This is a genomic window from Algiphilus sp., from assembly GCF_023145115.1.
Classification (GTDB): Bacteria; Pseudomonadota; Gammaproteobacteria; order Nevskiales; family Nevskiaceae; genus Algiphilus.
The window spans coordinates 1-25,704 of record NZ_JAGLEJ010000034.1; the positions used below are offsets into that span (position 1 = coordinate 1).

Annotated in this window: 37 protein-coding genes; 25 read left to right on the plus strand and 12 right to left on the minus strand. The window is 69.7% G+C overall.

The window, feature by feature from the left end; genetic code table 11:
• The 7 genes from KAH28_RS11085 to KAH28_RS11115 all read right to left on the minus strand — a co-directional run.
• The coding region (locus KAH28_RS11085; protein ID WP_290576590.1) for a DUF1566 domain-containing protein at positions 1–410 on the minus strand (410 nt) is incomplete at its 3' end.
• A 31-nt stretch (positions 411–441) separates the two neighbouring features.
• Entirely contained in the window at positions 442–981 is a 540-nt protein-coding gene (locus tag KAH28_RS11090) for a DUF1566 domain-containing protein (protein ID WP_290576592.1), read from the minus strand.
• A gap of 28 nt (positions 982–1,009) precedes the next feature.
• Positions 1,010–1,456, minus strand: coding sequence for a hypothetical protein (locus KAH28_RS11095; protein WP_290576594.1), 447 nt, complete (start codon positions 1,454–1,456; stop codon positions 1,010–1,012).
• On the minus strand, positions 1,453–1,839 hold the full coding sequence (locus KAH28_RS11100; protein ID WP_290576596.1) for a hypothetical protein: 387 nt from the start codon (positions 1,837–1,839) through the stop codon (positions 1,453–1,455). The genes KAH28_RS11095 and KAH28_RS11100 overlap by 4 nt, the downstream gene beginning before the upstream one ends.
• Entirely contained in the window at positions 1,830–3,329 is a 1,500-nt protein-coding gene (locus tag KAH28_RS11105) for a ParB/RepB/Spo0J family partition protein (protein WP_290576598.1), read from the minus strand. Before KAH28_RS11105 ends, KAH28_RS11100 begins: the two co-directional genes overlap by 10 nt.
• The gene (locus tag KAH28_RS11110) at positions 3,329–3,724 is read right to left on the minus strand and encodes a hypothetical protein (protein ID WP_290576600.1); all 396 of its coding nucleotides are present in this window, start codon (positions 3,722–3,724) and stop codon (positions 3,329–3,331) included. The genes KAH28_RS11105 and KAH28_RS11110 overlap by 1 nt, the downstream gene beginning before the upstream one ends.
• Positions 3,725–3,887: 163 nt before the next feature.
• The gene (locus tag KAH28_RS11115; RefSeq protein WP_290576602.1) at positions 3,888–4,112 is read right to left on the minus strand and encodes a hypothetical protein; all 225 of its coding nucleotides are present in this window, start codon (positions 4,110–4,112) and stop codon (positions 3,888–3,890) included.
• Positions 4,113–4,171: 59 nt separating this feature from the next.
• On the opposite strand from KAH28_RS11115, the gene KAH28_RS11120 reads away from it, so the two are divergent.
• On the plus strand, positions 4,172–4,672 hold the full coding sequence (locus KAH28_RS11120; protein ID WP_290576604.1) for a hypothetical protein: 501 nt from the start codon (positions 4,172–4,174) through the stop codon (positions 4,670–4,672).
• 308 nt (positions 4,673–4,980) lie between these two features.
• Here the strand turns inward: KAH28_RS11120 and KAH28_RS11125 are convergent, their stop codons facing one another.
• The 3 genes from KAH28_RS11125 to KAH28_RS11135 form a co-directional block, all read right to left on the minus strand.
• The gene (locus tag KAH28_RS11125; protein ID WP_290576605.1) at positions 4,981–5,319 is read right to left on the minus strand and encodes a hypothetical protein; all 339 of its coding nucleotides are present in this window, start codon (positions 5,317–5,319) and stop codon (positions 4,981–4,983) included.
• A 97-nt stretch (positions 5,320–5,416) separates the two neighbouring features.
• Positions 5,417–6,202 carry a hypothetical protein gene (locus KAH28_RS11130; protein ID WP_290576606.1) on the minus strand — a complete coding sequence of 262 codons (786 nt, stop codon included), beginning with the start codon at positions 6,200–6,202 and terminating at the stop codon, positions 5,417–5,419.
• Between the two features lie 14 nt (positions 6,203–6,216).
• Complete coding sequence (locus KAH28_RS11135) at positions 6,217–6,603, minus strand: hypothetical protein (protein ID WP_290576607.1); 387 nt, start codon at positions 6,601–6,603, stop codon at positions 6,217–6,219.
• A gap of 79 nt (positions 6,604–6,682) precedes the next feature.
• Between KAH28_RS11135 and KAH28_RS11140 the strand changes: the two genes are divergently transcribed.
• Positions 6,683–6,910: a Cro/CI family transcriptional regulator gene (locus KAH28_RS11140; RefSeq protein WP_290576608.1), complete on the plus strand. Its 228-nt coding sequence runs from the start codon at positions 6,683–6,685 to the stop codon at positions 6,908–6,910.
• 326 nt (positions 6,911–7,236) lie between these two features.
• On the opposite strand, the gene KAH28_RS11145 is transcribed toward KAH28_RS11140, so the two are convergent.
• Both KAH28_RS11145 and KAH28_RS11150 read right to left on the minus strand, forming a co-directional pair.
• Positions 7,237–7,515 carry a hypothetical protein gene (locus KAH28_RS11145; RefSeq protein WP_290576610.1) on the minus strand — a complete coding sequence of 93 codons (279 nt, stop codon included), beginning with the start codon at positions 7,513–7,515 and terminating at the stop codon, positions 7,237–7,239.
• Between the two features lie 120 nt (positions 7,516–7,635).
• Positions 7,636–7,959, minus strand: coding sequence for a hypothetical protein (locus KAH28_RS11150; RefSeq protein WP_290576612.1), 324 nt, complete (start codon positions 7,957–7,959; stop codon positions 7,636–7,638).
• Positions 7,960–8,165: 206 nt separating this feature from the next.
• On the opposite strand from KAH28_RS11150, the gene KAH28_RS11155 reads away from it, so the two are divergent.
• From KAH28_RS11155 to KAH28_RS11265, 23 genes are all read left to right on the plus strand, one after another.
• Entirely contained in the window at positions 8,166–8,816 is a 651-nt protein-coding gene (locus KAH28_RS11155; protein WP_290576614.1) for a hypothetical protein, read from the plus strand.
• Positions 8,809–9,036: a TraR/DksA C4-type zinc finger protein gene (locus KAH28_RS11160; RefSeq protein ID WP_290576616.1), complete on the plus strand. Its 228-nt coding sequence runs from the start codon at positions 8,809–8,811 to the stop codon at positions 9,034–9,036. Before KAH28_RS11155 ends, KAH28_RS11160 begins: the two co-directional genes overlap by 8 nt.
• Positions 9,037–9,226: 190 nt before the next feature.
• Complete coding sequence (locus KAH28_RS11165) at positions 9,227–11,620, plus strand: DUF5906 domain-containing protein (RefSeq protein WP_290576618.1); 2,394 nt, start codon at positions 9,227–9,229, stop codon at positions 11,618–11,620.
• A 303-nt stretch (positions 11,621–11,923) separates the two neighbouring features.
• Entirely contained in the window at positions 11,924–12,685 is a 762-nt protein-coding gene (locus KAH28_RS11170) for a hypothetical protein (RefSeq protein ID WP_290576620.1), read from the plus strand.
• Complete coding sequence (locus KAH28_RS11175) at positions 12,678–14,630, plus strand: phage terminase large subunit family protein (protein WP_290576622.1); 1,953 nt, start codon at positions 12,678–12,680, stop codon at positions 14,628–14,630. Before KAH28_RS11170 ends, KAH28_RS11175 begins: the two co-directional genes overlap by 8 nt.
• Positions 14,631–14,933: 303 nt before the next feature.
• On the plus strand, positions 14,934–15,266 hold the full coding sequence (locus KAH28_RS11180; protein ID WP_290576624.1) for a hypothetical protein: 333 nt from the start codon (positions 14,934–14,936) through the stop codon (positions 15,264–15,266).
• Between the two features lies 1 nt (position 15,267).
• Positions 15,268–15,465: a hypothetical protein gene (locus tag KAH28_RS11185; RefSeq protein ID WP_290576626.1), complete on the plus strand. Its 198-nt coding sequence runs from the start codon at positions 15,268–15,270 to the stop codon at positions 15,463–15,465.
• Positions 15,455–15,667: a hypothetical protein gene (locus KAH28_RS11190; protein WP_290576628.1), complete on the plus strand. Its 213-nt coding sequence runs from the start codon at positions 15,455–15,457 to the stop codon at positions 15,665–15,667. The genes KAH28_RS11185 and KAH28_RS11190 overlap by 11 nt, the downstream gene beginning before the upstream one ends.
• A gap of 70 nt (positions 15,668–15,737) precedes the next feature.
• Positions 15,738–16,091, plus strand: a complete 354-nt coding sequence (locus KAH28_RS11195) for a putative holin (protein ID WP_290576630.1) — start codon at positions 15,738–15,740, stop codon at positions 16,089–16,091.
• A 1-nt stretch (position 16,092) separates the two neighbouring features.
• On the plus strand, positions 16,093–16,845 hold the full coding sequence (locus tag KAH28_RS11200; protein WP_290576632.1) for a lytic transglycosylase domain-containing protein: 753 nt from the start codon (positions 16,093–16,095) through the stop codon (positions 16,843–16,845).
• Positions 16,830–17,267 (plus strand): hypothetical protein, encoded by a 438-nt coding sequence (locus KAH28_RS11205; protein WP_290576634.1) that lies wholly within the window; start codon positions 16,830–16,832, stop codon positions 17,265–17,267. The genes KAH28_RS11200 and KAH28_RS11205 overlap by 16 nt, the downstream gene beginning before the upstream one ends.
• The gene (locus KAH28_RS11210) at positions 17,260–17,415 is read left to right on the plus strand and encodes a hypothetical protein (RefSeq protein ID WP_290576636.1); all 156 of its coding nucleotides are present in this window, start codon (positions 17,260–17,262) and stop codon (positions 17,413–17,415) included. Before KAH28_RS11205 ends, KAH28_RS11210 begins: the two co-directional genes overlap by 8 nt.
• On the plus strand, positions 17,405–17,878 hold the full coding sequence (locus KAH28_RS11215; RefSeq protein WP_290576638.1) for a hypothetical protein: 474 nt from the start codon (positions 17,405–17,407) through the stop codon (positions 17,876–17,878). Before KAH28_RS11210 ends, KAH28_RS11215 begins: the two co-directional genes overlap by 11 nt.
• Before the next feature lie 64 nt (positions 17,879–17,942).
• The gene (locus KAH28_RS11220) at positions 17,943–18,185 is read left to right on the plus strand and encodes a hypothetical protein (protein WP_290576640.1); all 243 of its coding nucleotides are present in this window, start codon (positions 17,943–17,945) and stop codon (positions 18,183–18,185) included.
• Between the two features lie 3 nt (positions 18,186–18,188).
• The gene (locus tag KAH28_RS11225) at positions 18,189–19,928 is read left to right on the plus strand and encodes a phage portal protein (RefSeq protein ID WP_290576642.1); all 1,740 of its coding nucleotides are present in this window, start codon (positions 18,189–18,191) and stop codon (positions 19,926–19,928) included.
• Positions 19,925–22,285 (plus strand): ClpP-like prohead protease/major capsid protein fusion protein, encoded by a 2,361-nt coding sequence (locus KAH28_RS11230; protein ID WP_290576644.1) that lies wholly within the window; start codon positions 19,925–19,927, stop codon positions 22,283–22,285. The genes KAH28_RS11225 and KAH28_RS11230 overlap by 4 nt, the downstream gene beginning before the upstream one ends.
• Positions 22,286–22,348: 63 nt before the next feature.
• Entirely contained in the window at positions 22,349–22,711 is a 363-nt protein-coding gene (locus KAH28_RS11235; protein WP_290576646.1) for a DUF2190 family protein, read from the plus strand.
• Positions 22,712–22,720: 9 nt separating this feature from the next.
• Positions 22,721–23,035 carry a hypothetical protein gene (locus tag KAH28_RS11240; RefSeq protein WP_290576648.1) on the plus strand — a complete coding sequence of 105 codons (315 nt, stop codon included), beginning with the start codon at positions 22,721–22,723 and terminating at the stop codon, positions 23,033–23,035.
• Entirely contained in the window at positions 23,032–23,478 is a 447-nt protein-coding gene (locus KAH28_RS11245; protein WP_290576650.1) for a hypothetical protein, read from the plus strand. The genes KAH28_RS11240 and KAH28_RS11245 overlap by 4 nt, the downstream gene beginning before the upstream one ends.
• Positions 23,475–24,230 carry a hypothetical protein gene (locus KAH28_RS11250; protein WP_290576652.1) on the plus strand — a complete coding sequence of 252 codons (756 nt, stop codon included), beginning with the start codon at positions 23,475–23,477 and terminating at the stop codon, positions 24,228–24,230. Before KAH28_RS11245 ends, KAH28_RS11250 begins: the two co-directional genes overlap by 4 nt.
• On the plus strand, positions 24,230–24,673 hold the full coding sequence (locus KAH28_RS11255) for a hypothetical protein (RefSeq protein ID WP_290576654.1): 444 nt from the start codon (positions 24,230–24,232) through the stop codon (positions 24,671–24,673). Before KAH28_RS11250 ends, KAH28_RS11255 begins: the two co-directional genes overlap by 1 nt.
• A 3-nt stretch (positions 24,674–24,676) precedes the next feature.
• Positions 24,677–25,315, plus strand: coding sequence for a hypothetical protein (locus KAH28_RS11260; protein ID WP_290576656.1), 639 nt, complete (start codon positions 24,677–24,679; stop codon positions 25,313–25,315).
• A 17-nt stretch (positions 25,316–25,332) separates the two neighbouring features.
• Complete coding sequence (locus KAH28_RS11265; RefSeq protein ID WP_290576658.1) at positions 25,333–25,689, plus strand: hypothetical protein; 357 nt, start codon at positions 25,333–25,335, stop codon at positions 25,687–25,689.
• Positions 25,690–25,704 lie beyond the last annotated feature (15 nt).

Genomic DNA, 25,704 nt, shown 5'->3' on the forward strand with positions numbered 1-25,704 from the left:
CCGCGCACCGCACGCACGAAGGCGAAGTCGTAGCCGCGGCCGCAGATGTCGGCGTAGCCGAGGCGGAAGTCGACGATCCAGGCGAAGCCGGAATCGCCCGCGAAGAGCGACGACGACCAGTACCAGTCGGCCTTGGCGTTGGGGAACGCGTCCGTGTCGATGGCCGGCCGGACGCGTGCGCGGTCGCCAATGGCGAACAGCTCTTCAACGGTCGGCAGGCGCCAGTCGTCGAAGCCAAGCAGGCGGCAGTCGGTTGCCAAGCGCTCGGCGTCGTAGTGGTCGACCTCTTCGTCGGTCAGCTCCACCGCGGCCCACATGAGGCCGGTGTTGGCGTCGATGACGGCGGAGTGGTCGGTGGCGTCGGTGGCCGCGGGGTTGCCCTCGGCGTTGAGCTTGGTGAATCGGGTCATGGTGATCTCCTGAAAAGCGCAGAAAGGCGGATTACTGACTGGCCGCGCGCACCGGGCCGCGCACCGCACGCACGAAGGCGCTGTCGACGTCGCGGCTGCAGACGCTGGCGCCGCCGTAGTGGAAGCCGACGAACCAGGCGAAGCCGGAATCGCCCGCGAAGAGCGACGACGACCAGTAGGGACGCGCGTGACAGCGGAACGCGGCGGTGTCTATGGCCGGCTCGTGGCGGCCGTAGTCGACGATGCTCAGCAGCTCGTGCATCGTTGGCAGGCGCCAGTCGTCGGCACCCATGTAGCGGAGCGATCTGGCGGCTTCGGTTGCCCTCGTGTGGTTGACGCGGTCCCTGGTGATGCTGTCCGCGGCCGTCCAGATGAGGTTGGTGGTGGTGTCGTGCACCAGCACCGGCGTGTCCCTGGTCGGCTGGCCGCCGGCGTCGAGCAGGCGGTAGCGGCTGCTCGGCAGTTGGCTAGCCGGTTGCGGCGCGTCCGACGCTGTCAGCTCGGCGAGGTCGGGGATGTGGATGCTTAGGCCGTCCGGGCCGGTGCGCTCGATGGAAATGCTCAGCTGCATGTGTGCTCCTCGTTGGGATGGCAAACGCTCAGCGCTTCGGCGCTTCGCGCCCGAAGCCGGGGCGGTCGCCGTTGTCGATCTCGATGCGCTCGGCGTCGGTCAGGACGAGGCGCTGCTCGTCGATCCATTCCGGCTCGGGCAGCTTCGAGAGGTCGCCGGAGGCGCGTGGCTGGACAAGCACCTGGTTGCAGCCGGTGATGTAGCGGACGTGGCCGCTGGCGATGCCGGTGAATCCGGTGAGGGTGTCGGTGTAGGTGTGGCCGAGCTCGATCATGTCGGTGGGACTCCTGGTGGTGGCGGCCGGCCGCAGCTGGCCTTGGGTGAACAGGCGGAACAGGGGTTGGCCGCACTGGCAGGCCATGGTCTGGCGGCCCTCGGCGTCGTGGAACGCGGCGCTATATCCGTGGCGGCGGTCGCAGATGCGCACGTCCACGCGCGCGCCGCAGGGGCAGGTGTGGGGCTCGGTGTGGCTCATGCCGCTGCGCGCTCGTCGCTGGTAGGCGGCACCTCGGGCACGGGGATCAGCGCGCCGGCCCGGTTGCGCCACTGGCGCCGGCTGCTGACGCAGAGGCGCAGGAGGTCCACGCGCCGGTAGTGGATGGCGTGTTCGTGCAGGTCCTCGCCGACTTCGCCGAACACGTGGCCGCCGCACTCTCGCGCCAGCCATTCGCGCACGACGGTGCAGTGGGCGCAGGTCCGGTGCTGGACGAAGCTGCCGTCATGCACGAACGCCTCGCGGGTGTAGCGCTCACCGGGCTGGATCGCTCGGCTGCATTCCGTGCAGCGATGGGTCTTGGTGGCAACCGGCTCTTGCCGCGACAGCATGGTCACGGGCTCGGAGTCGTCGATCATGCACATGGGTGGGCCTCCTGGGCGGGCTCGCAGTCGAGGAACACGCGCCCGGTCTTGAGCCGGTGCATGCGGTAGCCGGCGCCGCGCAGGGCGTCGGTGAATGCGGATTCGGAGTAGATGGGTTCCACGCCGCGGTTGATGCAGTAGGCGACGTAGTGCGCGCGGAGCAGGCAGGCGCGGGTGCTGGTGCCTGTGCGCGACCGGATGGCGTGGGCCATGAAGCGGGTCAGGGCTTCGGCGCCGTTGGCGGGGCGGTCCACTGGCTGGCGGGTGAGGCCGCCGCCTTCCACCCACTGCGTGAGGCGTTCGGACTGGTCGCGGGTGAGGTCAAGGGCGACCTGCAGGGTGGCGTCCTCGGGCGCGGGGATCTCGCGGCCGCTGTTCGGGCTGGGGATGTCGATGCCGACGTAGACCGGGTCTACGTCCGGGTCGTAGCAGTCCAGCAGCAGCGCGTCGTGATCGGTGTCTATCTCGGGATAGAGCGTCGCGATCTTGATGCCCATGCCGCCGAGCAGCCGGCGGATGAGGTCGGCCACGACGGGCGTCATGTCGTGTGCAAGCTGGTTGCGGGCGGCTGCGCGATCGTCGCGGGGGCGTGCGCTCTGCGGCGTCGCGGCGGCATCGGGCGCCGGCGCTGGTTCGGGCGCTGGTTCGGGCGCGGGCGCGGGCGCGGGCGGCAGGTCAATGCCGGTCTGTCCACCGGTGTTGGCGGGCGGTGCCGTCTGCGGTGCGGGCTCCGGTGCCGGATCGGGCTCGGGTCCGCCCTCACCGTTGCGGATGGCCTCGGCGCGCTGGTGGCGGGCGATGTCCTCAGCCGTATGGTTGAGCCGGTCGCGCACGTAGGCGCGGCGCAGGCCGCCTTCGCTGGCGGCGCGCAGCGCGCTGCTGACGCGGTCGCGCAGCCAGGTGATGCCCATGCTCTCGCCGCGCTCGCACTCGCGGAGCAGCTTGTGCAGGTCGTGGGCGAGGTCGGCGCTGGTGATGGCGCGCTCGTCCACCAGGTGCTGCACGCGCGGGTCAAGGTCGCCGATGCGGGCGTGCTTGCTGACCCACGCTTCGCTCTTGCCGAGCTGCGCGGCGGTCTTGGCGGTGCCGGCCTGATCCACCAGCGCGTGCACGCCCTGCGCGGTCTCGGGCAGCGTCAGGCCCTCGCGCTGCAGGTTTTCCAGCACCTGCAGCACCATCACCTGCTGGGCGTCGAGGTCGGTGCGGATGATGACCGGCACCTCTGCCAGCCCGGCGATGTGCGCAGCCCGCCACCGCCGCTCGCCGGCGACGATGAGGTAGTCCGCGGGCTCGACCAGCCGCGGCGCATCTGCGGCATCCGCCGGCCGCACGACGATGGGCTGGATGATGCCGTGCTCGCGAATGCTGTCCGCCAGCTCGTGCAGCGGCCCGTCCTCGAACAGCGTGCGCGGCTGGGCCGGGTCGCGGTCGATGCTGGTGAGGGGGAGGCGCGTGGTGGTGGCGCTAGTGGGGGTTGCGTTGTCGGGCATCAGGCGGCCTCCCGCTGGTGCTGGTGGGGTTCGCCGCGGTGCGCGGCGAGGAATGCGTCGAACAGCTCTTGTTCGCGCGCGATGTGCTCCGGCGCATCCACGGACCAGTAGCTGAACCCCTCGCGCCCCATGACGCCGTGCGCGCAGAGCAGCGAGCCGCGGCGGTGGATGAAGGGGTAGTGGTCGCACAGGCACTTCGTGCGCCGGGACTCGCGCCGGGTGGCGCGGTAGAGGTCCAGCCGCATGTCGTCCGCCTTGCACGCGGGGCAGCGGGCGTAGCGCCGGCGGGTGTAGTGGTCCGGGTGGCGCGGGAAGGTCTTGCGCGCCCCGCACCGGCGGCAGCGGCACGGGTAGTAGTAGATGCGCGGTTTCGCCGGCGAAAGGCGGATGCTCATGCCGCGACCCTCCGCTGCTGCGGCCGCCGCGTCTGGTGGCAGCAGCGGTGGCACCGGCGACGCTTCTGCCCGGTGGGCACGGTCCGGTGGCAGCCCGGGGTAATGCACGGGGTCGCGTCCGGGTGCCGCCCGTGCAGGAACAGCATGAGCTCGACGACGGGCATCATCGGCCTGCCTCCGCGTGCGTTGCGCTGTCGTTGCGTTCCCGGCGCCGCTGCTCCAGCGCCAGGGCTTCGTGGTGCGCGGCGCAGTCCTCGAGCGCGGCGATCAGCTCGCGCGCAGCGAGGGCAGGGCGCTTTCCGGTGCGGACCTCGAACTCCAGCTGCCGCTTCGTGGAGGGCAGGGTCTGGCGGATGGCGCGCGCATGCTGGTTGTGGCCGAAGCTCATGCCGCACGCTCCGCCGGCCGCTGCGTAGAATCCCCGGGAAAACCGGCGAGAACGACACGATGGACGGGATTGGGCTGAGCGCTTGGGTGGGCGTCGCTGGCTTCGCACTCGGCGTCATCAACACCGGCTGGTTGATCTACAGTTCCCGCGTGCGCCTCCGGGTTACCGCCATATGGGCCGTCTATGACGGCACCGGGGTGATACGCACCTCCCGCCACGCCAGCGCCGCCGAGAAGGAGCCGAAAGGACACTTCGGGGTTCAGGTGGTAAACGCCGGTCGCGTGCCCGTGTTCGTCGATGAGGTCGGTGTCTGCACACCTGGCAGGAAAGCCCGTATCCGCCGCCTGCTCGGCCTCCGTTGGGAGCCGGAAGAGCGGTCCCTGATACTCAACGATGCCTTCAAGGACATCAGCCTTCCGCAGGAGCTCCCGCCAGGGGCAAAGCTCTACATCCGTGCAGCCTCGGGGGCAAAAGACAAGCCAGGTATGACGAAACATGGCTGGGTCTACGCGGAGACCCAGGACGCGCGCATGTTCTGCGCACGCCATGAATTCTTTTGACGGAACGCAACAGATCGTCGGCCGGGGCGCCTCGTCGATTCGCTCGTGCCAGGCGTGTCGCGGATACAGGGAGGTAGGCAGCGGCCCCGTGCGCGGCCCGGGAATCCAGTCGATGTCCCCGGCCATGTAGCGGGCAAAGTGGTGCCGAAACTCGTCCTCGTCGAACTCGCAGCGGATGGTGACGCCGCCGCAGACCGGGGCGGATGCAAGCCGCTTGCGGCTCGCCCATCGCGCCACCGATTCCGCGCCACTGCGACGACGCGATGCACGCGCCGGGGTCAGCCAGGCCAGAAGGCCGTCGAGCCAATTCATGCCGCACGCTCCGTTGCCTGGCTGCGGCGGTCCCGCACCCGATCCGCAAAGGCCCGCGCGGCCGCGGCGGTGCGCGCTGCGTGCTCCCGCGCTACCTCGTCACCACGCTCCCGCGCGAGGAAGGCCGCGCGCTGGTGGTGGATGGCGAGGCTGTACAGCTGCAGGAAGTTGGGGCACGCGGTGAGCGTCTCCGGGTCGGCGCACCGGAGGATGGCGGGCGCGCTGTAATGGCGCTGGATCAGCTCGGCGCGGCGGGGGTGGCGGAGGTAGGCGTCCAGGCCCGGGGTTTGGGCGTCCGGGAGGCTGGTATCGCTGGTGAATCGCGAATGGAGCATGGCTCTCTCCGATGAGGTCGGGGAGAGCGTAGGCAATGCCTAATACTTTTGTCAATAGGCAATGCCTAACGCCGCTGATGCCGGCGGCGCGCTGTGGTTAGAGCAAGAAGATCAGGTAGAAGATTGCGAGCACCCCGATCCCCACGACGATCATGCGGTCCCGCCGTCGCCCGCGCGTTTCGCTGCTGACTGGTGTGGGCTTCCGTCGCGCTCGCTTCGGGGGCGCTGTTGCCCTGTCGATGCGGGCGGTTCTATCGAGAACCCAGCCATCATTGTCGGTTGCCGGGGTGGGGCGCGCTTCCGGCTTGCGGGGGTGCGCGTCTGGGGGCGGCCGTTCGTGCAAGAGCCCCTCTTGGCGGATGAGGTTGGCCGCGGCCTTGTAGGCAATGGTATTGCGGCTTCCGCCTTCGATGATGCGCCCGTCGTCGGTGGTGAACGTGCCCCACCAGATGAAGGGGTCGGTTTCGGCGGCGCGCTCTATTGAGCGCACCGTGCGCTCGTCGTCCGCGAGCGCGGCCGCGATCGTCCGCAAGGCGCTGCCGTCCGGCTGCTTAATGAGCGGCACGCTCGCGCGGCGTTGCTGGTCACGGCAGACGCGGAACGCGAACCACCGACACAGATCTCGCGCTCCTGATTCGTCGGCGGCGTCAATGATGGCGTAGAAGAGTGCGCGCTTGCCCATGAATCGGGTGTAGCTCACCCCGAATGCGTTGGCCCACCGGAAGTGCTCCGGCTTGGCGCGCCTGTCGCCTTCGAGCCGGCTGTCGAGCAGCTGCGACATTTCCCCGAGGGTGATGTCCTCCGGGAACGTCAGGCCAAGTTTGGTGGCGTAATCCCGCTGCCGGTCGGTGGCTGGACGCGTGTCGCCTCTATCCCTTGCCATCTGACCACCGTGTGCTACGCGTTGTTGGTGTCGTTGGCGTTGTGCGGGTGCTCCGACTCCGGCTCGCGCGGAGGGCTCGTTTCTGCCTCCTGTTCGGCCTGCAGGAATAGCTCAAACTGTTCCCACTTCGCCCGGGGTATCCGGACAGTGACGTACTCGGCCCCGGGCTCGTTGACGGCAGGCCCCCAGTCGGACAGCCCCCAATGGGATGGCGATACGGTGTCGGAGAAGAACGAGACCAGGTGGTCGATATGGTGCTTGCCAATGCGCCCGAGCTTGCGCCAGTCCTTGCTCACGGTGGATGGGCGGACCTTGAACTCGTTGGCGAGGTCGATGTTCCGTACGCCCTTCTTCTCCATTGCGGTACGGAGCGCAGCCGCCAGTTCCTCACCCTTTAGCATTGCCTAAGAATCGGCGGCACGCGGCGAATTAGGCAATGCCTGTTGCAAAACATGGTAGGCAATGCCTACTATTGCCGCCATGTCTACCCCAATCGAATCTGCGGTCGGGTTGCTTGGCGGGCCGGCGAAGGCCGCCAAGCGATTGGGTGTGACCTCTCCGACCGTGTGTCAGTGGGTGTCGGGGCGCCGGCCCGTGCCCCCGGGCAGGGCGACCCAGATCGAGGATCTGCTCGATGGGCGGGTCACGCGTTGGGAACTGCGCCCCGACTACTACGGCGTCGCGCCGGTCGAGGATCGTGTCGCCTGATGCCGTCGCGCGATGAACGTTCGCATGCGCCCGTCCCTTCCTCTCCTGGGCGCAACACCTTCGGCCGCCACCCCCTTGGCGGCCGCTTCCTATTCCGAAACGAGCCAGGTCGCCTGTCATGGATCGATCAGACGCGGTGAGCCCGATCGCGAAGCACCAGCGTGCCATTGAGCTGCTGGGGACAGCGGAGTGCTGGGCTGATGTCGAGGCTATGGAGCGCGACGGGCGCCTGGCGGAGGCCGGCATCGTGGTACCGCGCAATGCCGATGGCTCGCCCGTTGATTTCGGCGCGGGGTTGTCCCGCGCTGATCGGTTGTGCGGGCGGATCAATCTGGTCCGTAGCTTCTCCGCCTTGTCTCGTCCTGCGCCACGCCCAGCAACTCGCCTGCAAAGGATGTGGCGAGCGCTCGGTATTCGGGGTTGCCCTCGGGTATCTGCAGGTAGCCGAGCTGTGCGCTGGACGTGTCGTCTGCGAATTGCTGCGCGAAGGCTTCTGGGTCGGGGTGTGTCCTGATGAGCGAGGCGATGGCGCGTTGCAGGACGAACAGGCGTGTTGCCACGAGGTTGATCTGCCTGAGCGCGTCGTCGCTCGTGGGGTTTTCCATCGAAGGCCTCCGGAGGGCGGTGTTGTGACTGGCATCCGCATCGTACCGCCGCAGGTCGCCTGCCTCCACGCGCAATCGTGGAGCGCCCTTCGGCCGCCGACCCCTTGCGGCGGCCGCTTCCTATTCCGAGGCGGACTCCAGCCTGACGCGCATCAGCACAGCGAGCCTTTCGAGATAGCTCTGCATGTGTTGTGCGCTGGAGGTGGGGATACAGCCGTCGTTGTAGAGGTAAATGCGGTCGCCCCCGGTGCGTCCATCGCAGTCGAGCTTGGCGGCAGCCGCCCGCGAGAGCTTGCGTGTGGTGCGCACCGGGTGCGCGCCGTAGTCGATCCATTCGTCGGTACAGAAGCCGATGGGCTTGTACCGGCGGTTCACCACCACGTAGGTCCCGTCTGGCTCGCGCAAGAGGCAGTAGGGGAAATGCGTCTGTCGGAGTTCGGCCATGACTGATTGTGCAGAAACAACGGGTCAGCCCGTCATCCTGAGCGCGCCGGCTGGTTGCGGCAAGTCCCGCAATGCGGAGGCATTGCGGCGGATGTTCGGGTGCTCGTGCGTAGTCGACGAGTGGGACGGGCAGTCGCCAGTGCCAGCCAACGCTCTGGTCCTGACGAGCCTGCCGTTGCTGCCCGGCATTTGCGAGGAGACACACCATGACTGAAGCGTCGCCGGGCTACCGCGTGCCCGCAACGTCCGCCGATGGACTGCCGCCCCGGCTGCAGGACGTGTGTGTGGCGCATCTGGAGCTGGCAAAGCAGATGACGCCGCTGTCCGATGTGGTGTTCGCCAAGCACCTGGCGCGGGCCTACCTGCAGCTGGTGCCCGCCGAGATGCGGTCCATCGACATGCCGGACCTCGAGGCACTGGACGAGGCCGGCAAGGCGGATGCCTACCTGGCTGCGGTGGACAAGGCGCGCAAGCGCGTGAACCGCTACATGGATGGCAGCCTGCACTTCCCGCTGGAGCTGCTGGAGGCGTGGATAGCCGCGCTGCCCGCGCCCTACGGCATGCAGTGCGCGCGTGCGATCGCACGGCGGTTCGGTTTCCTGGGCGCGAGCGTGCCCGACGTGGACGCGGGCGCAGTGGCGGATCTGTCGTCGGTCTCGGCCATCGCCGACGGTGCGGCGCAGTCCACCGCCGTGATGGCGAGGATGCTGGCCGATGGCCGCTATGACGTGGGCGATGCGAAGGATGCGCCCGCGGCCGTCCGCGCCCTGCGCAATCAGCAGGCGCAGATTGAATCCGTGATCGCGCTCATCTGTGATCGGTGCGACTACGACGAGCCGGGACGCTCCAATGGCTGACGCCATTGACCGAGCGAACCAGCTCGCCGAGGAAGCGCGCGATGCGGCACTGGCCCGGACGCTGGAAGCGTCGAACGCAGCGCCCGCCGAAGACCCGTTCTGTGAGGACTGCGGCGGGCTGATCCCGGTGGTGCGGCGCGAGCGCCTGCCGTCGGCCACGCGGTGCGTCGGCTGCCAGTCCGTCCACGAGCGCAAGTCCGCGCACTACGTCCAGCGATGAGCGCGCGCCCCATCTCCCCGGGAGAGTTGTCACGCGCTCGATTCGCGCGCCGCGTCACGTGGGAGCGCGCCCGACGATCGAACGAGGGCCAGAGAGCGGGTCCTCCCCCGGCCGGCCCCTCTTGCGGGTGGCAAGAGGCGCAAAATTCCGCTAGCTGGCGGGCGCTCGGGTTAGTGAACAGGGGTGCCGCGTGAGCTGGGAGAACTATGACGCGGTCCTCGACCAGCTGCGCGGCGCGGGGCTGATCGTTTCCGAGCTCGGCATCGGTCGCATGGTCCGGTGCCAGGTCGAGGGGGAGGGCCGAGAGAAGAAGGGCTGGTACATCCTCCACGAGCTGCACGGTGGTGCCGGCGAGACGATGCTCGTTGGCAGCTGCGGTGTCTGGCGCGGCGACGACAACGGGGCCCAACGGATCGCGCCGAAGGGCAAGCCGATGAGCCCGGAGCAGCGGGCCGCCCTGAAGGAGCAGCAGCGACAGGACTCCCGGCGTATCGAAGCGGCGCGCGCCCGGGAAGCGAAGGAGGCAGCCGACCGGGCGCGGCGGGTGTGGGCGCGGCAGTCCAGCGAGGGCGATCACCCGTACCTGCGGAAGAAGCAGATCAGTCCGGAGGGCGTGAAGTTCACCGACTCGGGGTCGATGCTGGTGCCGGTGCACGAGGTCGGCGGCAGGGTCGTCGGCCTGCAGGTGTACCGCCTGCCGGACGCGGCGGAGCAGCGCGGCCGGCCGGAAAAGGATTTCTGGCCGCGCGGCCTGGCGATGAAGGGGAACATGTGCCTGCTCGGTGCCCCGGACTGGATCATCCTGGTCGTCGAGGGGTACGCCACCGCGCGTTCGCTGCGGGTGGCCACCGGCCTGCCGGTGGCGGTGGCGTTCAACGCCGGCAACCTCATGCCGGTCGCGAAGGCGCTGCGGCGCCGGTACAAGCGCGCCCGCATCCTGGTGTGCGCTGACGACGACCAGTTCGCGAAGTGCCACTCGTGCAAGGGGCGCGTGGATCTGGCGGCCCATCCCGAGACGTGCCCGCACTGCGGAGAGCGGCACAAGAAGCAGAACACCGGCGCGGCTCGTGCGAGCGAGGCAGCGCTCGCCGTCGGCGGCGCGTGGATTCGGCCCCGCTTCACCGACGACGCCGCACGCGTTGCCCTGTTCCTGGAGCGCGGACAGAAGCTGACCGACTTCAACGACCTCCACGCCGTCGAGACCCTGCCCACGGTAGAGGCTCAGGTGTCTCAGCGCTTGCGGGATCTCGGATGGTCGCCTCGCGAACGCGCGGAACATCCCACCACGGGGGGCGGGGATGCGGCGCTGCGGCCGATTGATTCGCTCGACGAGCTGCTGGAGCGCTACGCGCTGGTGTACGGGCAGGGTGGCGCCGTGTTCGACGCACAGGAGCACTGCCTGCTGCCGCTCTCGGATATGCGTGACGCCTGCCTGACGCGCGACCTGCACCGCGACTGGTCGGAATCGCCGGAGCGGCGCATCGTGCGCAAGCGCGAGGTCGGATTCGATCCGACCGAGACGGATGCGACGATCACCTGCAACCTGTGGGGCGGCTGGCCCACGCGTCCGCGCCGCGGCAATTGCGACATGCTGCTGGAGCTGCTGCAGCACATGTGCAGCAACGACCCGCACGCCACCACCCTGTTCGACTGGGTGCTGCGGTGGCTGGCGTACCCGCTGCAGCATCCCGGCGCCAAGATGAAGACCACGCTCGTCGTTCACGGTCCGCAGGGCGCCGGCAAGAACATGTTCTTCGAGGCGGTCATGGCGATCTACGGCGAGTACGGCCGGATGATCACCCAGGAGGCCGTCGAGGATAAGTTCAACGACTGGGCGTCCCGCAAGCTGTTCCTGATCGCGGACGAGGTCGTCGCGCGGTCCGACCTGTACCACGTCAAGAACAAGCTGAAGAACTTCATCACCGGGGACTGGATTCGGATCAACCCGAAGCACATGGGGGCGTACGAGGAACGCAACCACGTCAACATCATCTTCCTGAGCAACGAGATCATGCCGGTGGTGCTGGAAGAGGACGACCGGCGGCACGCGGTGATCTGGACGCCGGCGAAGCTCGATCAGCAGTTCTACGCCGACGTGCTCGACGAGATGCGCAACGGCGGCATCGAAGCCCTGCACGACCACCTGCTGAACATCGAGCTGGGCGACTTCACCAACGGCACGCTGCCGCCGGAAAGCCGCGCGCGATCCGACCTCATCGCCGCATCGCGCGACTCCACCAGCGAGTTCTATCTCGAGCTGCGGGCGGGCAACATCGGCGGCATCCCGTTCGTGCCGGGCCTCTCGCAGGACGTGTACGACGTGTACCGCACCTGGTGCAACCGCACGGGCGCTCGGCCGGCGCCGATGAAGCGGCTGCGCGACACCCTGCGACTCCGGCACAGCATCGAGGAAGCGCGCAAGCGCTACATTGTCGGCGGCACCCGGGTCATGGGCCCGCACCTGATCTGGCTGCTCAGCGACAAGGATCGCGACGCGTTCGCGACCGAGCAGGCGTGGCTCGGCCAGTGCGTCGACCGCTTCCGATCCGCCGCTCGCGACTACCGGGAGCAGTCCAGTGACTAGCGTGCGGACGTGCGCGATCCCGTGCGCAGTGGCGTGCGCCCCAGCGCGCCGTAACCGATTGATTGCAAACGACGTGCGCGACGTGCGCAGCGCAGCGCGCACGGGTGCGCACATGCGGGCGCGAGTGCGCCCGCTCGCGCCCCCGCGCGTGCGTGACCCGCGCACACTGCGCACGCTGCGCACAGCCGCCGCCCGGCGGGCGTTTCCGGCGTGCGGGGCGGCGTGCGCGGTGTCGCGCGCGCGCACTTCCCATTCCCGCCTGTTTCGTAAAAATCGAGAGGTAGGGGGATGACGGAACAGCCGGTGACGCTGGAAGCATTCGCCGCCCTGGAGGGCTGGAAGCTGGCATTCGTCAAGCGCCTGCGCGCCTGCAATCGCCTGGTGCTGACCGACGACGGCGAGGCGCTGTACCCGGAAGCCAGTCGCGAGCGGATTGCCAGCACCCGGGACCCGGACAAGCGCGCCGAAGCCACCGCCGGCATCACCTGGCCGGTCGGGGTGCGCGACTTCGCCCACATCATCGGCTGCCAGCCGAGCTACGTCACGCGGCTCCGGAACGACGGGCGCCTGGTCATGGCCACCGACGGCAAGCGCATCAACGTGCGGGAAAGCCTGGCCCGCATCGAAGCCACGCGCAGCCCCGACAAGGATCAGGTCGCGCAGCGCTGGGAGCAGTACCGCGACGAGGAAGCGCAGCGACAGGGGCATGACGGCGAGCCGTCGGCGGCTGCGGACGATGGCGAGGAACCGCGAGCCGACCACGACTATCAGAAGGCGCGGGCGGCGAAGGAGCACTACCAGGCGCTGACCGCGAAGGCGGAGTACGAAAAGACGATCGGCGCGCTCTGCTCGGTCGAGCACCTGAAGCGCGGTGGGGCGGACATCGGTGCGGCCATCCGCTCGGCGCACGAGAACGTGTCCGAGCAGCTTGCTTCGAAGGTCGCCGGCACGCCGGACACCGAACAGTGCCTCGCTTTCATCGACGAGGCGATGACCGACGTCCTGCAGGACATCAGCGAGCAGCTCAAGCGGCTGGTGCGGGAAGCGGAGCAGGGCGATGCCTGACGACCTGCGCATGGCGGAGGGGCTGGGATTCGCGGACGGTTACAGCACGCTGCTGTCCGCGGTAGCCGGCAACTGCGCGCCGCGGAAGAAACTCACCCTCAGCCAGTGGTCGGATGCGCACCGCTGGCTGTCCGGCAAGGCGTCCAGCGCGAAGGGCCGCTGGCGCACCAGCCGCACGCCGTACCTGCGCGAGATCATGGACTGCCTCAGCGAGTCCAGCCCGGTGTCGCGCGTGGTCATGATGAAATCGGCGCAGGTGGGCGGGACCGAGGTCGGGCTCAACTGGATCGGCTACGCGATGCACCACGCGCCCTGCCCGATGCTGGTGGTGGTGCCCACCATCGAAGTGCGCGAGCGCTGGAGCATCCAGCGCCTCAACCCGTTGCTGACCGAGACCGACGTGCTCGCGGACCTGGTGCGCGACCGGCGCCGGGACGGCAAGAACCGGCAGGACATCAAGGATTTTCCGGGCGACGGCCTGCTGGTGCTCGGCGGCGCCAACAGTGCCGCATCGCTGGCATCCATGCCCATCAAGTGGGTGCTGTCCGACGAGGTCGACCGCTTCCCGTGGGAGCTGCCGAAGGAGGGCGACACCATCGGCCTCATCGACCAGCGCACGCAGAACTTTCGCCGGCGAAAGCATCTGCTCGTCAGCACCCCGACGGTGAAGGACGCCAGCCGCATAGAGGACGAGTACAACGAGAGCGACCAGCGGCACTACTACATGCCGTGCCCGCACTGCGGCGAGGGCATCACATTCGAGTGGGGAAATCTCGATTGGCAGGTAGACCCGGACCACCCGATCTACATGTGCGTCGAGTGCGGTGGCGTCATCGAAGAACACCACAAGGAAGCGATGCTCGCCGCGGGCGAGTGGGTGCCGAAGCACCCGGAGCGCTCGCACCTGGTTCGTGGCTACCACATCAACGGCCTCTACGCGCCGCCGGGCCTGGGCTACACCTGGGGCGAGCTGGTGCGCCAGTTCAAGAGCGCGCAGAACGACCCGCCGAAGCTGCAGCGCTTCATCAACACCGCGCTGGGCGAAACGTGGGAAGACCGCTCGCGCGACGTGCAGCCACGCGAGCTGCAGAACCGCGCCGAGCCCTATGGCCTGCGCGAGATCCCGGGCGGCTGCCTGATCATCACCGCCGGGGTGGACACGCAGGACGACCGCCTGGCCGTCCAGCTCGTCGGCTGGGGTAGGGGAGAGCGCTGCTGGGCGCTGGACTGGCTGGAATACCCGCACTCACCCGGTGACCCGGCCACGTGGCGCTGGCTGGCGGAATACCTGAACCGCCCGCTGGAGAACGCCTGGGGCAAGCGCATGTACGTCGAGGCCACCGCCGTGGACTCCGGCGGTCACTACACGCACGAAGTCTACGGCTGGGTGCGCAGCGAACCGGCCCGCCGCGTCATCGCCATCAAGGGCGCCAACACCCCGAACCGCCCGATCCTCGCCGGCCGGCCCTCGCATGTGGATGTGAACCACGCCGGCAAGGTCATCAAGGGCGGCGTGGCGCTGTGGCAGGTGGGCTCGGACACCGCCAAGCACACGCTGCTGAACCGGCTCATGGCCGACAAGGAAGCGGCTCCGGCCGACCGCATGATCCATTTCAGCGACCAGCTGCCCGAGGACTACTACGTCCAGATGCTCGGCAAGGTGTTCGACGCCGACCGCAACAAGTGGGTGCAGCGCCGCGGCCGGCGCGCGGAAGGCATGGACACCTGGTCCTACGCCTGCGCCGCCTCCCACCACCCCGCGCTGCGCGTGCACGCCCTGCGCGAGCGCGACTGGCGCGCGCTGGAGAAGCAGCTGCAGCCCGGCACGAAACCCGATCCCGAGGCGGAGCAGGCAGCCGCCCCGCAACCCGCACCGCCCCCCGAAACCGTCACGCCCAAGCGCAAGGGTCGCCGCAATGACGGGTTCAACAAATGGAGAGTGTGATGGCGACGAAGCACATAAATGACGCAATGGTTGTGCAGGCCGCGCTCGTATCCTCGTTTCGAGGGTCGGGCACGAGTGCTATCGAGTACCTGGAGTACGTCACGGAGGAGTCGCACAAGGTCTGCCTGCGGGCTGTTGAGCGCGCGTGCAGCCGGGGGCTCATCGATTATGGCGTGAGCTTGCGGCGGCCATGGCCCACCCCGGAGGGTCTCTCGTTGTTCATCCGGTCGGCGCGCTCTGGATATCAGCTGGTACGCGGCGTGTACGACGCCGGCAACAAACCATTGGACCCGAGGAAATAGCATGGCCATCGACCGCCCCCTGGACGACGACGCCGTCCGCGAGTTCCGCGACCAGTTCGCCGCCATCATCCGCCAGACGATGGAGCAGCCGCCCTCCGGCATGGCGTTCCAGTGCGCCGATGCGCTCATCGAGCACGTCAAGGCCAGCTGCGCCGGGCAGCGCCTCTGCGTGCCTGCGGGCCCGAAGGTGGACGGCGAAGCCATCGCCGCCGACTGGAATGCCGGGTACAAGCTGGCGGATGTCATGCGGCGCAACGAGTGCAGCAAGAGCACGGCCTACAACTACCACCCGTCGCGCCAGAAGGAGCGTGCGGCCGCCTCGGCGGAGCGGTGACATGGCGCGCCATACGATCAACGCATCAGTGCGCGCCACCATCAGCAATATCGGGCTGGCGGGGATCGCCATAGTGGTGGTCGGGATGTACTGCGCGGACGCGCCCTTGTGGCTCTGGCCGTGTGTGTTTGTTGCCTGCTACACGTCGGCGTTATGGGGCGCCTCCAGACTGGACCCGGGCCTGCGTGATGACGGTTGACCGGGACGCCTACGAACACCACCTGCGCTACAGCGCCGCCCGCGCGCTCATGGCCATGGACGACGACGCGCGCGAGCGGCACATCGCCGACATGCACGCGCGCCTCGGGCCCGACGTGGCGGAGCAGCGGCTCGCCGAGTTCCGGGCGGCGCTCAAGGCCGGGCCGGTGCGCGAGGGCGACGCCCCGAAAGTCCACGGCTGACCACGACGGTGGACGCTGGTCGGGGCAGGCTGCGGGCAACTGCCTGCAGTGACCAATCGGAGAGAACGCCATGCCCATCAAGCCGCCCCGTCTCTGGCCGCTCGTCCTCATATCCCTCGGCCTGCTGGCCGCGGTGGCCGTGGTGGCGCCCGGCAATCTGCCGGTCGTGGTCTACAAGCTGGCGCTGGTGAGCGTTGCCGGGTGCGCGGGCTACTGGCTGGACCGCGCGCTGTTTCCGCATGCGCGGCCGCACATGCTGTTGCCGCCACGCACCGGGTCGGTGGACGTGCAGCGCGACTACACGGCGGTGTCGGTTGGGGACCGCCGCGTCGAGTACGGGGGGGCGCTGCTCGGCGCCGCGGCGATGATCCGCCGCGCCATTGTCGTGGCGGCGGCCATGATCGGCGTGACGATGGGGTTGTGAGGTGACCGCCCCACGCCACCAGAATCCGGAGAACGCCTGGCGCCCGCCGCCGATGCCGGTCGACCCGCTGGAATGCACGCGCAGCGGCCCTTCCGGGGCGCGTGCGGTGTTGCTGCATATCGCCATCCTCGCCGGGCTCGTCCTCATGTTGCTGGCGATTGGCATGGCGACGTGCGCGGCGTCCGGTCCACCCCGCGCCGCCCTCGAATACCGCGCCGACCTCACCCGCGAGGCGCGCGCCGCGTGGGGCATGCAGGCGCCGGTGGCGGTCATGGCGGCGCAGATCCATCAGGAGTCGGCCTGGCGGCCGGACGCGCAGTCGCCCTACGCCGACGGTCTGGCGCAGTTCGTGCCCGCCACCGCCGAGTGGGTCGCCGAGCGCTGGCCGGCGCTCGGCGGTGCCGCGCCATTCAACGCGCAGTGGGCCATCCGCGCCATGGCACGCTATGACCGCTGGCTGTTCGACCGCTACGGCGCGCCGGCGGCCACGCTGTGTGATCAATGGGCGTTCACGCTCGCCGCCTACAACGGCGGGCAGGGCTGGACGATGCGCGACCGCGCGCACTGCCGCGCGCAGCCGGCATGCCCGGGCTGCGATCCCGAGCGCTGGTGGGGGCACGTGGCCGACCACCCGGACCCGCGCCGCGCAGAGTGGGCGGTCGATGAGAACCGCGGCTACCCGCGCCGCATCCTGCTCGTGCTGCAGTCCCGCTATGCATCGTGGGGTGGGGGCGTGTCGTGCCCGGCGCGCTGAAGGTGTACGGCCTGGCCGCGCTGCTCGCGGCCGCCGCCGGCGTGTGGGGCTACATCCAGCATGTGCAGTCCGACACCGCCGAAGCCCGGCTCGAGACCGCGCGGGAGCGCGAGGCCCGCGCGCGCGACGGAGAGAAGCAGGCCCGCCAGGCGCTGGCAGAGGCGACGCAGGCCACCAACGAAACCCTGCAGCGGCTGGACGCCCTGTCCGCCGCCATCACCGCGCAGCGCGAGCATCTGACGCAGCTGCGGGAGGCCACCCGGCATGTCCAAGACCGCATACGCCGCAGCCCCGATGACGGCTGCCTTGATCGCCCTGTTCCTGAGCGCCTGCGGCAGCTGCCCGGAGCGCCCGCCGCAGATCGTGCGCGTGCCCGCGACGTGCCCCGTGCCGCCGACGCTGCAGGCCCGCCCGATGCCTGAGCGCGCGGTCACCACCTACCGCGACGCGCTGCTGCACCGTGCCGAGCTGGGCGCCGCCGTGCAGACGTGCGAGAGCGACAAGGCGGCGGCACGCGCGGCACTGGCAGACCCGACACCCGCACCCGACGCCGAGCGCGATGAGCCTTGACGACGCCGTAGACGCCGCCCGTGGTGACCCGCAGCCCGACATGCACGGCACGCCCGCCAGCCCGCTGGAATACCGCTTCGTGCAGCTGGAGGAGCGCCTCGACCGCCGGCTGCGCAATCTCGACGAGCGCGTGCATAGCCTGCAGAGCAGCGTGGCCGAGCAAGCGGAGCTGAAGGCCAGCGTCCGCCGCGCCTTCAAGCGCATCGGCAAGCTGGAGGATGAGGACCGCACCAGCTACGGCGAGCGCGCGTCCCTGCGCGAAATGGTCAGCGGGTTCCGGGAATCGGTCGAGGACCTCAGCGGCGCCATCAAGGAGCTCACCCTGCTGCCCGAGCGCGTCGCGCGGCTGGAATCCACCGTCAGCAACAACAGCCGCGGGCTGTGGATGCTGGCCGGCGGCCTGGTGACGATCAGCTGCGGCGTGGTCATCGCCGCCATCGTCTACTGGCTGGGCATCAAGTAGTCCGCCTGCAGAAAGTCCACGGCTGACCACGACGGTGGACTAAGCGGGGCCTAGCGTGCCCCGCATGAGCAGCGATACCGCACAGCGACTGCAGGCGTACAAGGACGCCGAAGCGAAGGTCCTGAACGGACAGGAGGTCCGCTTCGGCGGTCGCTCGCTGCGCATGGCGGACCTCTCCGAGATCCGCGCCGCCATCGACCAGCTCGAATCGCAGCTCGCCGTGCAGCAGAACCGCGCCGCCCGCCGCGGCCCGCGCCGCTTCGGCGTGGCGCATCTGCCGGACCCCTACTGCGACGGCGAGGGCTGACGCATGGGCCTGCTCGACACCGCGCTGCAGTTCGCCGACCGGGCGCTCGGTGTCGATACCGCGCTCGCCGACCGCACCAGCAGCGCGCTGGGCTCGGTGGGCCGATTCGCGGACGAGGTCGTGGCCGTCATCGATCCCGACCTGGGCGAGCATCGCCGCCGCGCCCGCGAGCGCAACGCGGTGCGCGCGCGCTACGAAGGCGCGCGCACGACGAAGCAGCGCAAGCCCTACAAGCGCGACGCCGCCGGCGACGTGAACGTGCGCCGCGATGGCGCCGTGCTGCGCAGCCAGGCGCGTGACCTGGAGCGCAACCACGACATCGTCGACGGCGCGCTGTCCGTGATGGTGCGCAACATCGTCGGGCCCAACGGCATCGGCATCGAGCCGCAGCCGATGCGTGACGACGGGACGATTCACGCCGAGTTCGCGCGCGAGCTGCTGCAGCTGCATCGCGAGTGGGCGCGCACGCCCGAGGTCACGCAGACCATGGACTGGGTCGAGGCCCAGCAGCTGGGCTGCCGGTCGTGGCTGCGCGACGGCGAAATGTTCGCGCAGCACGTACGCGGCACCAGCCGGCGCGCGCCGCACGGCGGCCGCGTGCCGTACTCCGTGGAGCTGCTGGAGTCCGACCACGTCCCGCTGCACTACACCAGCGACCAGCCGCTGATCCGCGAGGGCATCGAGCGCAACAGCTGGGGCCGCCCGGTGCGCTATTGGGTGCACAAGGTGCACCCCGGCGAGGATCAGCCGCGGGACCTCAACGACCTCAAGAGCGTCCCCGCCGCCAACATGATCCACCTGGCGATGCGCAAGCGCATCAGCGGCCTGCGCGGCGTGTCCGTGCTCGCCAGCAGCATGACGCGCTTCGCGGACATCAAGGACCTGGAGGAATCCGAGCGTATCGCCGGCCGCTGCGCCGCGAGGATCTTCAACTGGATCGAGCGCGACCCGAACATCCAGGGGTGGAAGCCGCCGCAGATCGGCGACGACGACGGCGAGGACGACCGCGACCTCAGCATCTACCCCGGCGCCAACCTCGACAACCTGCTGCCCGGCGAGAAGCTCCACACCGAATCGCCCAACCGCCCGAACCCCGAGCTGGTGCAGTTCCGCATCGGCCAGCTGCGCGCCGCCGCCGCCGGGCTGGACATCAGCTACAGCAGCCTCGCGCGCGACTACGACGGCACCTACAGCGCGCAGCGCCAGGAGCTGGTCGAGCAGCAGTCCGGCTACGAAATGATGACCGCGCGCTTCGTCGCGCATTTCGTCGATCCGTGCTGGCGCGAGTTCGTGTTTGCCGCCATCGCCGCCGGGCTCATCGAAGTGCCGGAGGACGTGCGCATCGAAACCGTCGCGCAGGCCGACTTCCGCGGCCCGGCCATGCCGTGGATCGACCCCTACAAGGAAGCGCAGGGCATCCGCATGCAGACGCGCGTGGGCGTCAAGAGCCTCACGCAGGTCATCAGCGAGCGCGGCCGCCGTTTCGAGGACGTGCTCGCCGAGAAGGCGAAGGAGAACAGGCGCGCCCGCGAGGAAGGCGTGGTGCTCGAATCCGACGCCGGCAACCGCGCGCTGCCCGGCGGCGCCGCCGATGCCGGCGCGGGCCAGCAGGACGACAGCGCCGACGGCGGCGACCCGAACAACCCCGACGACACGGCCGCACGGCAGCGTGCCCCGCGCAAGCGGGCCGCGCGCAAGTCCGCTGCCAAGCGCAGCGCGGCCGCGAAAAAGGTAGCCGCATGAACTGGAAGCAACTCGCGCAGGCCCTGAAGCTCCCGCTGTCCGCCAGCGCCAGCGACGGCGATGCCCGTCTAGCCGTGATGCAGTGTCTGGGCCTCGACGCCGGCGCCAGCCTGGCGGACATCACCAGCGCGGCCCGCGCCAGCGGTGTGCGCCAGCCGCTGGCACTCAACGATGGCGGCGGCGCCCGCCGCATGCCGGTCGCGCATGGCGACTGGTGGCAGGCGTACGCGCTGGCGCCGCGCGGTGACCTCGACGACGGCGCCCGCGCCGAGGTGCTCATCTACGGCGACATCGGCGACAGCATCTTCGGCGACACCGTCGCCGCGCGCGACCTGGTCGCCACGCTCTCCGAGCTGGACGCGGACGAGCTGGACGTGCGCATCAACAGCTTCGGCGGCAGCGTCGCCGACGGCCTGGCGATCTTCAGCGCCCTGCGCCGGTATGAGGGCGCCGTCACCACGCACATCGACGGCGTGGCCTACAGCATCGCCAGCCTCATCGCGATGGGTGGCCAGCAGGTGCGCATGAGCGCCAGCGGCCGCTTCATGGTGCACGCGCCGTGGGTCATCGCACTGGGCAACAGCCGCGAACTGCGGATGACGGCCGATGTGCTCGACGGCTACGCCGAGTCGATGACCGAGGCGTATATCAAGCACACCGGCGCCGACTCGCGCGACACGGTCATGGGCCTGCTGACCGACGGCGAGGACCACTACTACTCCGCGGAGGAAGCCCGCGACGCCGGCTTTGTCGACGAGATCGACGACGAGCTGGACATCGCCGCGCACGCCACCTCGCGTCCGTTCCGCGCTGTTCGGGGCGTACCCGAAGGCGCCTTGAAGCCCGCCGCCTCCAAGCGGCAACGCCCCACCACCCCCGAACCAACCAACGAGGACACCATCATGTGGAAGTCTCTTGCCCGCGCGCACGGCATCAAGCTCTCGGCGGACGCCGACGAGGCAGCCGCCCGCGCCCAGCTCGTCACGCACTTCAACCTGTCGGCGGACGCCGAGGATGACGACATCGTCGCCGCCGCCACCAAGCCCGCGCAGCCCGCGCCGGCGGCCGGCGGCGGCGATGACCCGCACGCTGCCTTCCGCGCCGCCGAGTCCACCCGCCGCAACAACATCCGCGCCGTGTTCCGGCCGTTCCGCGAGCACGACGGCGTCGCCGAGGTCGAGGAATCCTGCCTGGACAACCTCGAATGCACCGCCGAGCAGGCCCGCGCCAAGCTGCTGGACAAGCTCGGCGACGACCAGGAGCCCATCGCCGGCGGCGGGCGCGTGGAGATCACCCGGGACCAGCGCGACACCATGCGTACCGGCATGGCCACGGCCATGCTGCACCGCGCCCAGCCGTCCGCCCACCAGCTGGACGACGCCGCCCGCAACTACCGCGGCATGCGCGCGCTGGACATCGCCCGCGAGTGCCTGGCCGCGGCCGGCGTCAACACCCGGGGCCGCACCCCGGGCGAGATCGCCGTCATGGCGCTGCACTCCACGGACGACTTCCCGTTCATCCTGGAGAACATCGCCAACAAGACCCTGCGCGGCGCCTACGAGGGCACCCCGCGTAGCTTCGTGCCGTACTCCCGCCAGGTGACGCTGCCGGACTTCAAGGAGGTGTCCCGCGTGCAGCTCGGCGGCGCGCCGAACCTCAAGCGGGTGCTGGAGGGCGCGGAGTACGAAGTCGGCACCATCGGCGAGGGCCGCGAGAAGTACCGCGCCCAGAAGTACGGCCGGCTGGTGCCCTTCACCTGGGAGATGGTCATCAACGATGACCTGGACGCCTTCATGCGGCTGCTGCAGATGTTCGGCCGCTCCGCCGGCGACCTGGAGTCGGATCTGGTGTACGGCATCTTCACCGGCAACCCGAACATGGCGGACGGCACGCCGCTGTTCCACGCCGACCACGGCAACCTCGGCACCGGCGGCGCCATCAGCGACACCACGCTCAGCGAGATCCGCGAGCTGATGCTGCTGCAGAAGGGCATCGAGGGCCGCTACATCACCGTGCGGCCGGAGTTCCTGATCGTGCCCCCGGCGCTGCAGACCATCGCCGAGAAGCAGCTCGCCATCGTCCAGCCGAACAAGGCCGACGATGTGTCGGTGTTCAGCAACGCGCTGCGCCTGATCGTCGAGCCCCGCCTGCAGGACGACTCGGCCGCGGCCTGGTACGCGGCCGCCAGCCCCAACGCGGTGGACACCATCGAGTACGGCTACCTCGAGGGCAACGAGGGCGTGTTCACCGAGAGCTGGCAGGACCGGGAGCGCGACGGCTTCGTCGTCAAGTGCCGCCACGTGTTCGCCACCAAGGCCATTGACCACAAGGGCCTGGCGAAGAACGCCGGCGAGTAAGCCACCACGGACCCCGGCGCCGGCACGGGCCGGGTTCTCTGAACCCTGACAGGAGTAGCACCCATGAAGAACCAGCACAAGATTCACGGCGGCGAGATCGTCGCCCCGGCCCCGGCGCAGGTCGCCTCCGGCGGGGTGGCGCTTTTCAGCGCCATCCTCGGCGTGGCCGTCGGTGCCTACGAAAGCGGCGAGCTGGGCGTGTTCAAGACCCACGGCCAGGACACGCTGCCGAAGGTCGAGGCCGACGACATGAGCACCGTCGGCGAGATGCTGTTCTGGGACGTGTCCGAGGGCGCTTTCAGCAACGGCACGGCCGAGGCCGGCGACATCGAGAACTGCGCCTACGTGGCCGAGCCGGCCGACGACACCGTGACCACGGTCACCGTCGAGCTCTGCCCCGGCCTCGGCACCGTCGCGCAGGCGTAGCAGCACGCCATGAGCTGGGCCGAAGCACTCGACGCCATGGACGGCGCCACCTTCGACTCCTTCGGGGAGCCGGGCACGCTCACGCCCCCCGAAGGTGCGGCGGTGTCCGTGCGCGCGATCGTGGATCGCCGCACGGAAGTGCAGGGCCAGCTCGGCCGCATCATCGACCCGACCCCCAGCGTCAGCCTGCTGCGCAGCGAGGTCGGTGAGTACCCGCGGGGCGTGCTCGTCGTCGATGCCGAAACCTGGACGCTGAACGGTCCGGTGGAAGGTGAGGACGACGAGCACGTCATCCGCATGTGGCTGCTGGAGGGCGCGGCATGAGCTACGTGCCCATGGACCAGCGCATCGTCGACGAGCTGGCGCGCATCGTCGCGCTGGTGCCCGGCATCGACGATGTGCAGTCCGAGCCCTACGTGTCGGCACCGCGCGTCGACTGCGCCGTCGAGATCGACGACGACGAGGAATCCGGCATCCAGCACAGCAAGGGCAAGCGCGGGGCTTCGCTGAACGTGAAGCTGCGGATGTTCCGCCGCGTCAGCCCGAGCGACGACGAGTCCCCGCGCGCATCCATGCGCGCGCTGCTCTACGCCATCCGCTGGCGGCTGGCGCAGTGCGACATCCAGCAGTTCCCGCCCGGCACGCGGGAGATCACCGTCGGCGGCCGGACCTTCTTCAACCCGCAGGAGGGCAGCCACTACGCGATGGCGGAAATGCCCGTCTCGGTGCAGTTCTCTGAAACCTTCAACGAGGAAACCCAACCATGAGCGGACTTCTCTGCGCCGGCGACCTGTACCTGGACCGGCTCGACGACAACGGCAACCGCACCGGCTACCGCAAGGTCGGCAACGCCACCCGATTCGCCATCAACGAACCGAGCGAGCGCCAGCAGCGCACCGGCCGCGGGCGGGAGAACTACGGCCAGGTGCTGGACGACGTGGCGATCAAGCAGCCGTCCACGCTTGCCATCACGCTGGACGAGGTCGACAAGACCAACCTCGCCTACGCGCTGCTCGGCGATGCGGCCGCCTACGATGTGACCGGCTCGTCCGTCACGGACGAGGAAATCACCGCGCACATGGGTGCGGCCACGCAGCTGGCCAATCGCAACATCGACGACGGCACTGCGGTCACCGCCACCGGCGAGGGTGGCTCGCCGAGCTTCACCGAAGGCACCGACTTCACCATCGACTACCGCCTCGGCCTGCTCACGCCCATCGAGGGCGGTGCCATTTCCGACGGTGATGCGGTGCTCGTCAGCTACACCTTCCTGGACGCCAGCGGTAACCGCGTCTCGGGCGGCGTCAAGCCGCAGATCCGCGCGGTGGTGATGCTCGACGGCAAGAACCTCGCCGACGGCTCGGACATCCTCGTCACCGTGGACGAGGCCCGCATCACGCCGGATGGCGAGGTCGACTTCCTGTCGTCCGAGTTCGTGCCGCTGCCCATGACGGGCACCATGCGGCTGCTGCCCGGCAAGACCGCGCCCTACACGGTCGACCTGCCGAGCGCCGGGTAATGGCCCGCAAGCGCGACAACCTGGTGGCCGTCAAGGTCACCTGCGCCAACCACCGGCACCGGGGCCGCCCGGTGCCGGTGGGCGAGGTGATCCGCACCAGCCGCGTGGCGGCCGACGTGCTGTGCGGCAAGGGACGCGGGCACCTGCACAACGCGCCGCCCGAGCCCGAGCCCGCCGCCGAGCCGGCGCCCGAAACGCGCGACGGCGAGCAGCAGGGCGGCGACGCCACCAGCGACGCCGGCGGCGAGGACGACGAGGACCCTGCGTCTACCGGCGCCGGCGACGCGATCGCCGGCGAAATCGAGGGCGCCGCCAGGGCTGCCGGCCACAAGGTGGTGGCGCCGTTCGGCGCCGGCGAGTCTTTCGCCGGCGAAAGTGGTGGCGCCCCCGCGGGCTCCCGGGCCGGGCGCCCCGGTTTCCTCGGCCGCTTCGGCGAGGTCTAGGCCATGGCCCGCGCCGGCGACTCCGCACGCGCTGCTGCCGACCGTGTTGCGCAGGTGGACAACACCTCGCGATTCTCGGCGGAAGCCGCGCTGCGCGCCGCGGCGGAGCGGGCCGTCAATGACACCGTCGACCTCACCAGCAGCAAGTACAACCTGACGCCGGACGAGGTCCGGCAATACGTCGGCATCCGGCGCCTGAGCGCCAGCGGCAAGTCGGCCACCGTGCAGCTGCGCGTCCGCGCGATCCCCATCGAGCGCTTCGCTCCGGAAATCCGCATGAAGCGGTACACCTGGCGCGACAAGCTCGGGCGCAGCCACAGCCAGGAACTGCCGTCCGTCTATTTCCAGCGCTACCGCACGGGCCGCCCCCGGCTGGTCCGTCCGGCGTTCCCGCTGCACCAGCGCACCAGCGGCCAGCTGCGCGAGGGCGGTGTGATCCGCCGCCGTGTCGGGCAGTCGCGCGATCGCCTGACGATGCTCCGCTACTACTCGTTCCCGCGCCAGTGGCTGCGCAACGAGTTGCTGCCCGAGGTCCTGCGGCGCGCCGCGCTGAGCTTCGACCTCGACTTCCGCGCCGCCTTCCGCCGCGGCCGTGCAACCCGCGGCGTCAACGGCCGCACACGCCTGCACCGCAACGACTGACCCTCGGAGATCCACCCATGACCGACAAGCCCAAGCCCCACCTGACCCTGCGCAACGCCCCCCGCGTGGCGCGCGCGTTCCAGCGCCTCGACACCGCGCTGGATGCCCTGAAGTTCGACCCCGTGCAGGCGCTCTGCGACCACGGCGAGGACCTGGGCGCCATCGTCGAGTTCCTGCTCGGGCCGGTGGCCGTCGACATGCCGCTGGACGAGACGGTCGATCAGCTGAACGAGCGCATGCCGGAGCTGTTCGCTGCCGTCGCCGAGTATTTCGACGGCGCGCTGACCCCGAAGCTGGAGCAGTTCGTCCAGGTGGTGCAGGCGGTGATCGGCGACAACACCGAAAGCGCGCCCCCGGCCGGCAACGGCGGCTGACCCCACCAGCTGAGC

Bases quoted from the DNA above. Each gene is read 5' to 3' on its own strand.
- KAH28_RS11100 (WP_290576596.1), bottom strand. From the start codon at position 1,839: ATGTGCATGATCGACGACTCCGAGCCCGTGACCATGCTGTCGCGGCAA.
- KAH28_RS11115 (WP_290576602.1), bottom strand. From the start codon at position 4,112: ATGAGCTTCGGCCACAACCAGCATGCGCGCGCCATCCGCCAGACCCTG.
- KAH28_RS11160 (WP_290576616.1), top strand. From the start codon at position 8,809: ATGGCTGACGCCATTGACCGAGCGAACCAGCTCGCCGAGGAAGCGCGC.
- KAH28_RS11125 (WP_290576605.1), bottom strand. From the start codon at position 5,319: ATGCTCCATTCGCGATTCACCAGCGATACCAGCCTCCCGGACGCCCAA.
- KAH28_RS11175 (WP_290576622.1), top strand. From the start codon at position 12,678: ATGCCTGACGACCTGCGCATGGCGGAGGGGCTGGGATTCGCGGACGGT.
- KAH28_RS11145 (WP_290576610.1), bottom strand. From the start codon at position 7,515: ATGGAAAACCCCACGAGCGACGACGCGCTCAGGCAGATCAACCTCGTG.
- KAH28_RS11265 (WP_290576658.1), top strand. From the start codon at position 25,333: ATGACCGACAAGCCCAAGCCCCACCTGACCCTGCGCAACGCCCCCCGC.
- KAH28_RS11255 (WP_290576654.1), top strand. From the start codon at position 24,230: ATGGCCCGCAAGCGCGACAACCTGGTGGCCGTCAAGGTCACCTGCGCC.
- KAH28_RS11220 (WP_290576640.1), top strand. From the start codon at position 17,943: ATGAGCAGCGATACCGCACAGCGACTGCAGGCGTACAAGGACGCCGAA.
- KAH28_RS11225 (WP_290576642.1), top strand. From the start codon at position 18,189: ATGGGCCTGCTCGACACCGCGCTGCAGTTCGCCGACCGGGCGCTCGGT.
- KAH28_RS11250 (WP_290576652.1), top strand. From the start codon at position 23,475: ATGAGCGGACTTCTCTGCGCCGGCGACCTGTACCTGGACCGGCTCGAC.
- KAH28_RS11140 (WP_290576608.1), top strand. From the start codon at position 6,683: ATGTCTACCCCAATCGAATCTGCGGTCGGGTTGCTTGGCGGGCCGGCG.
- KAH28_RS11110 (WP_290576600.1), bottom strand. From the start codon at position 3,724: ATGAGCATCCGCCTTTCGCCGGCGAAACCGCGCATCTACTACTACCCG.
- KAH28_RS11245 (WP_290576650.1), top strand. From the start codon at position 23,032: ATGAGCTACGTGCCCATGGACCAGCGCATCGTCGACGAGCTGGCGCGC.
- KAH28_RS11230 (WP_290576644.1), top strand. From the start codon at position 19,925: ATGAACTGGAAGCAACTCGCGCAGGCCCTGAAGCTCCCGCTGTCCGCC.
- KAH28_RS11215 (WP_290576638.1), top strand. From the start codon at position 17,405: ATGAGCCTTGACGACGCCGTAGACGCCGCCCGTGGTGACCCGCAGCCC.
- KAH28_RS11130 (WP_290576606.1), bottom strand. From the start codon at position 6,202: ATGGCAAGGGATAGAGGCGACACGCGTCCAGCCACCGACCGGCAGCGG.
- KAH28_RS11150 (WP_290576612.1), bottom strand. From the start codon at position 7,959: ATGGCCGAACTCCGACAGACGCATTTCCCCTACTGCCTCTTGCGCGAG.
- KAH28_RS11195 (WP_290576630.1), top strand. From the start codon at position 15,738: ATGCCCATCAAGCCGCCCCGTCTCTGGCCGCTCGTCCTCATATCCCTC.
- KAH28_RS11155 (WP_290576614.1), top strand. From the start codon at position 8,166: ATGACTGAAGCGTCGCCGGGCTACCGCGTGCCCGCAACGTCCGCCGAT.
- KAH28_RS11120 (WP_290576604.1), top strand. From the start codon at position 4,172: ATGGACGGGATTGGGCTGAGCGCTTGGGTGGGCGTCGCTGGCTTCGCA.
- KAH28_RS11210 (WP_290576636.1), top strand. From the start codon at position 17,260: ATGCCTGAGCGCGCGGTCACCACCTACCGCGACGCGCTGCTGCACCGT.
- KAH28_RS11185 (WP_290576626.1), top strand. From the start codon at position 15,268: ATGGCGCGCCATACGATCAACGCATCAGTGCGCGCCACCATCAGCAAT.
- KAH28_RS11240 (WP_290576648.1), top strand. From the start codon at position 22,721: ATGAGCTGGGCCGAAGCACTCGACGCCATGGACGGCGCCACCTTCGAC.
- KAH28_RS11105 (WP_290576598.1), bottom strand. From the start codon at position 3,329: ATGCCCGACAACGCAACCCCCACTAGCGCCACCACCACGCGCCTCCCC.
- KAH28_RS11095 (WP_290576594.1), bottom strand. From the start codon at position 1,456: ATGAGCCACACCGAGCCCCACACCTGCCCCTGCGGCGCGCGCGTGGAC.
- KAH28_RS11260 (WP_290576656.1), top strand. From the start codon at position 24,677: ATGGCCCGCGCCGGCGACTCCGCACGCGCTGCTGCCGACCGTGTTGCG.
- KAH28_RS11235 (WP_290576646.1), top strand. From the start codon at position 22,349: ATGAAGAACCAGCACAAGATTCACGGCGGCGAGATCGTCGCCCCGGCC.
- KAH28_RS11180 (WP_290576624.1), top strand. From the start codon at position 14,934: ATGGCCATCGACCGCCCCCTGGACGACGACGCCGTCCGCGAGTTCCGC.
- KAH28_RS11135 (WP_290576607.1), bottom strand. From the start codon at position 6,603: ATGCTAAAGGGTGAGGAACTGGCGGCTGCGCTCCGTACCGCAATGGAG.
- KAH28_RS11190 (WP_290576628.1), top strand. From the start codon at position 15,455: ATGACGGTTGACCGGGACGCCTACGAACACCACCTGCGCTACAGCGCC.
- KAH28_RS11090 (WP_290576592.1), bottom strand. From the start codon at position 981: ATGCAGCTGAGCATTTCCATCGAGCGCACCGGCCCGGACGGCCTAAGC.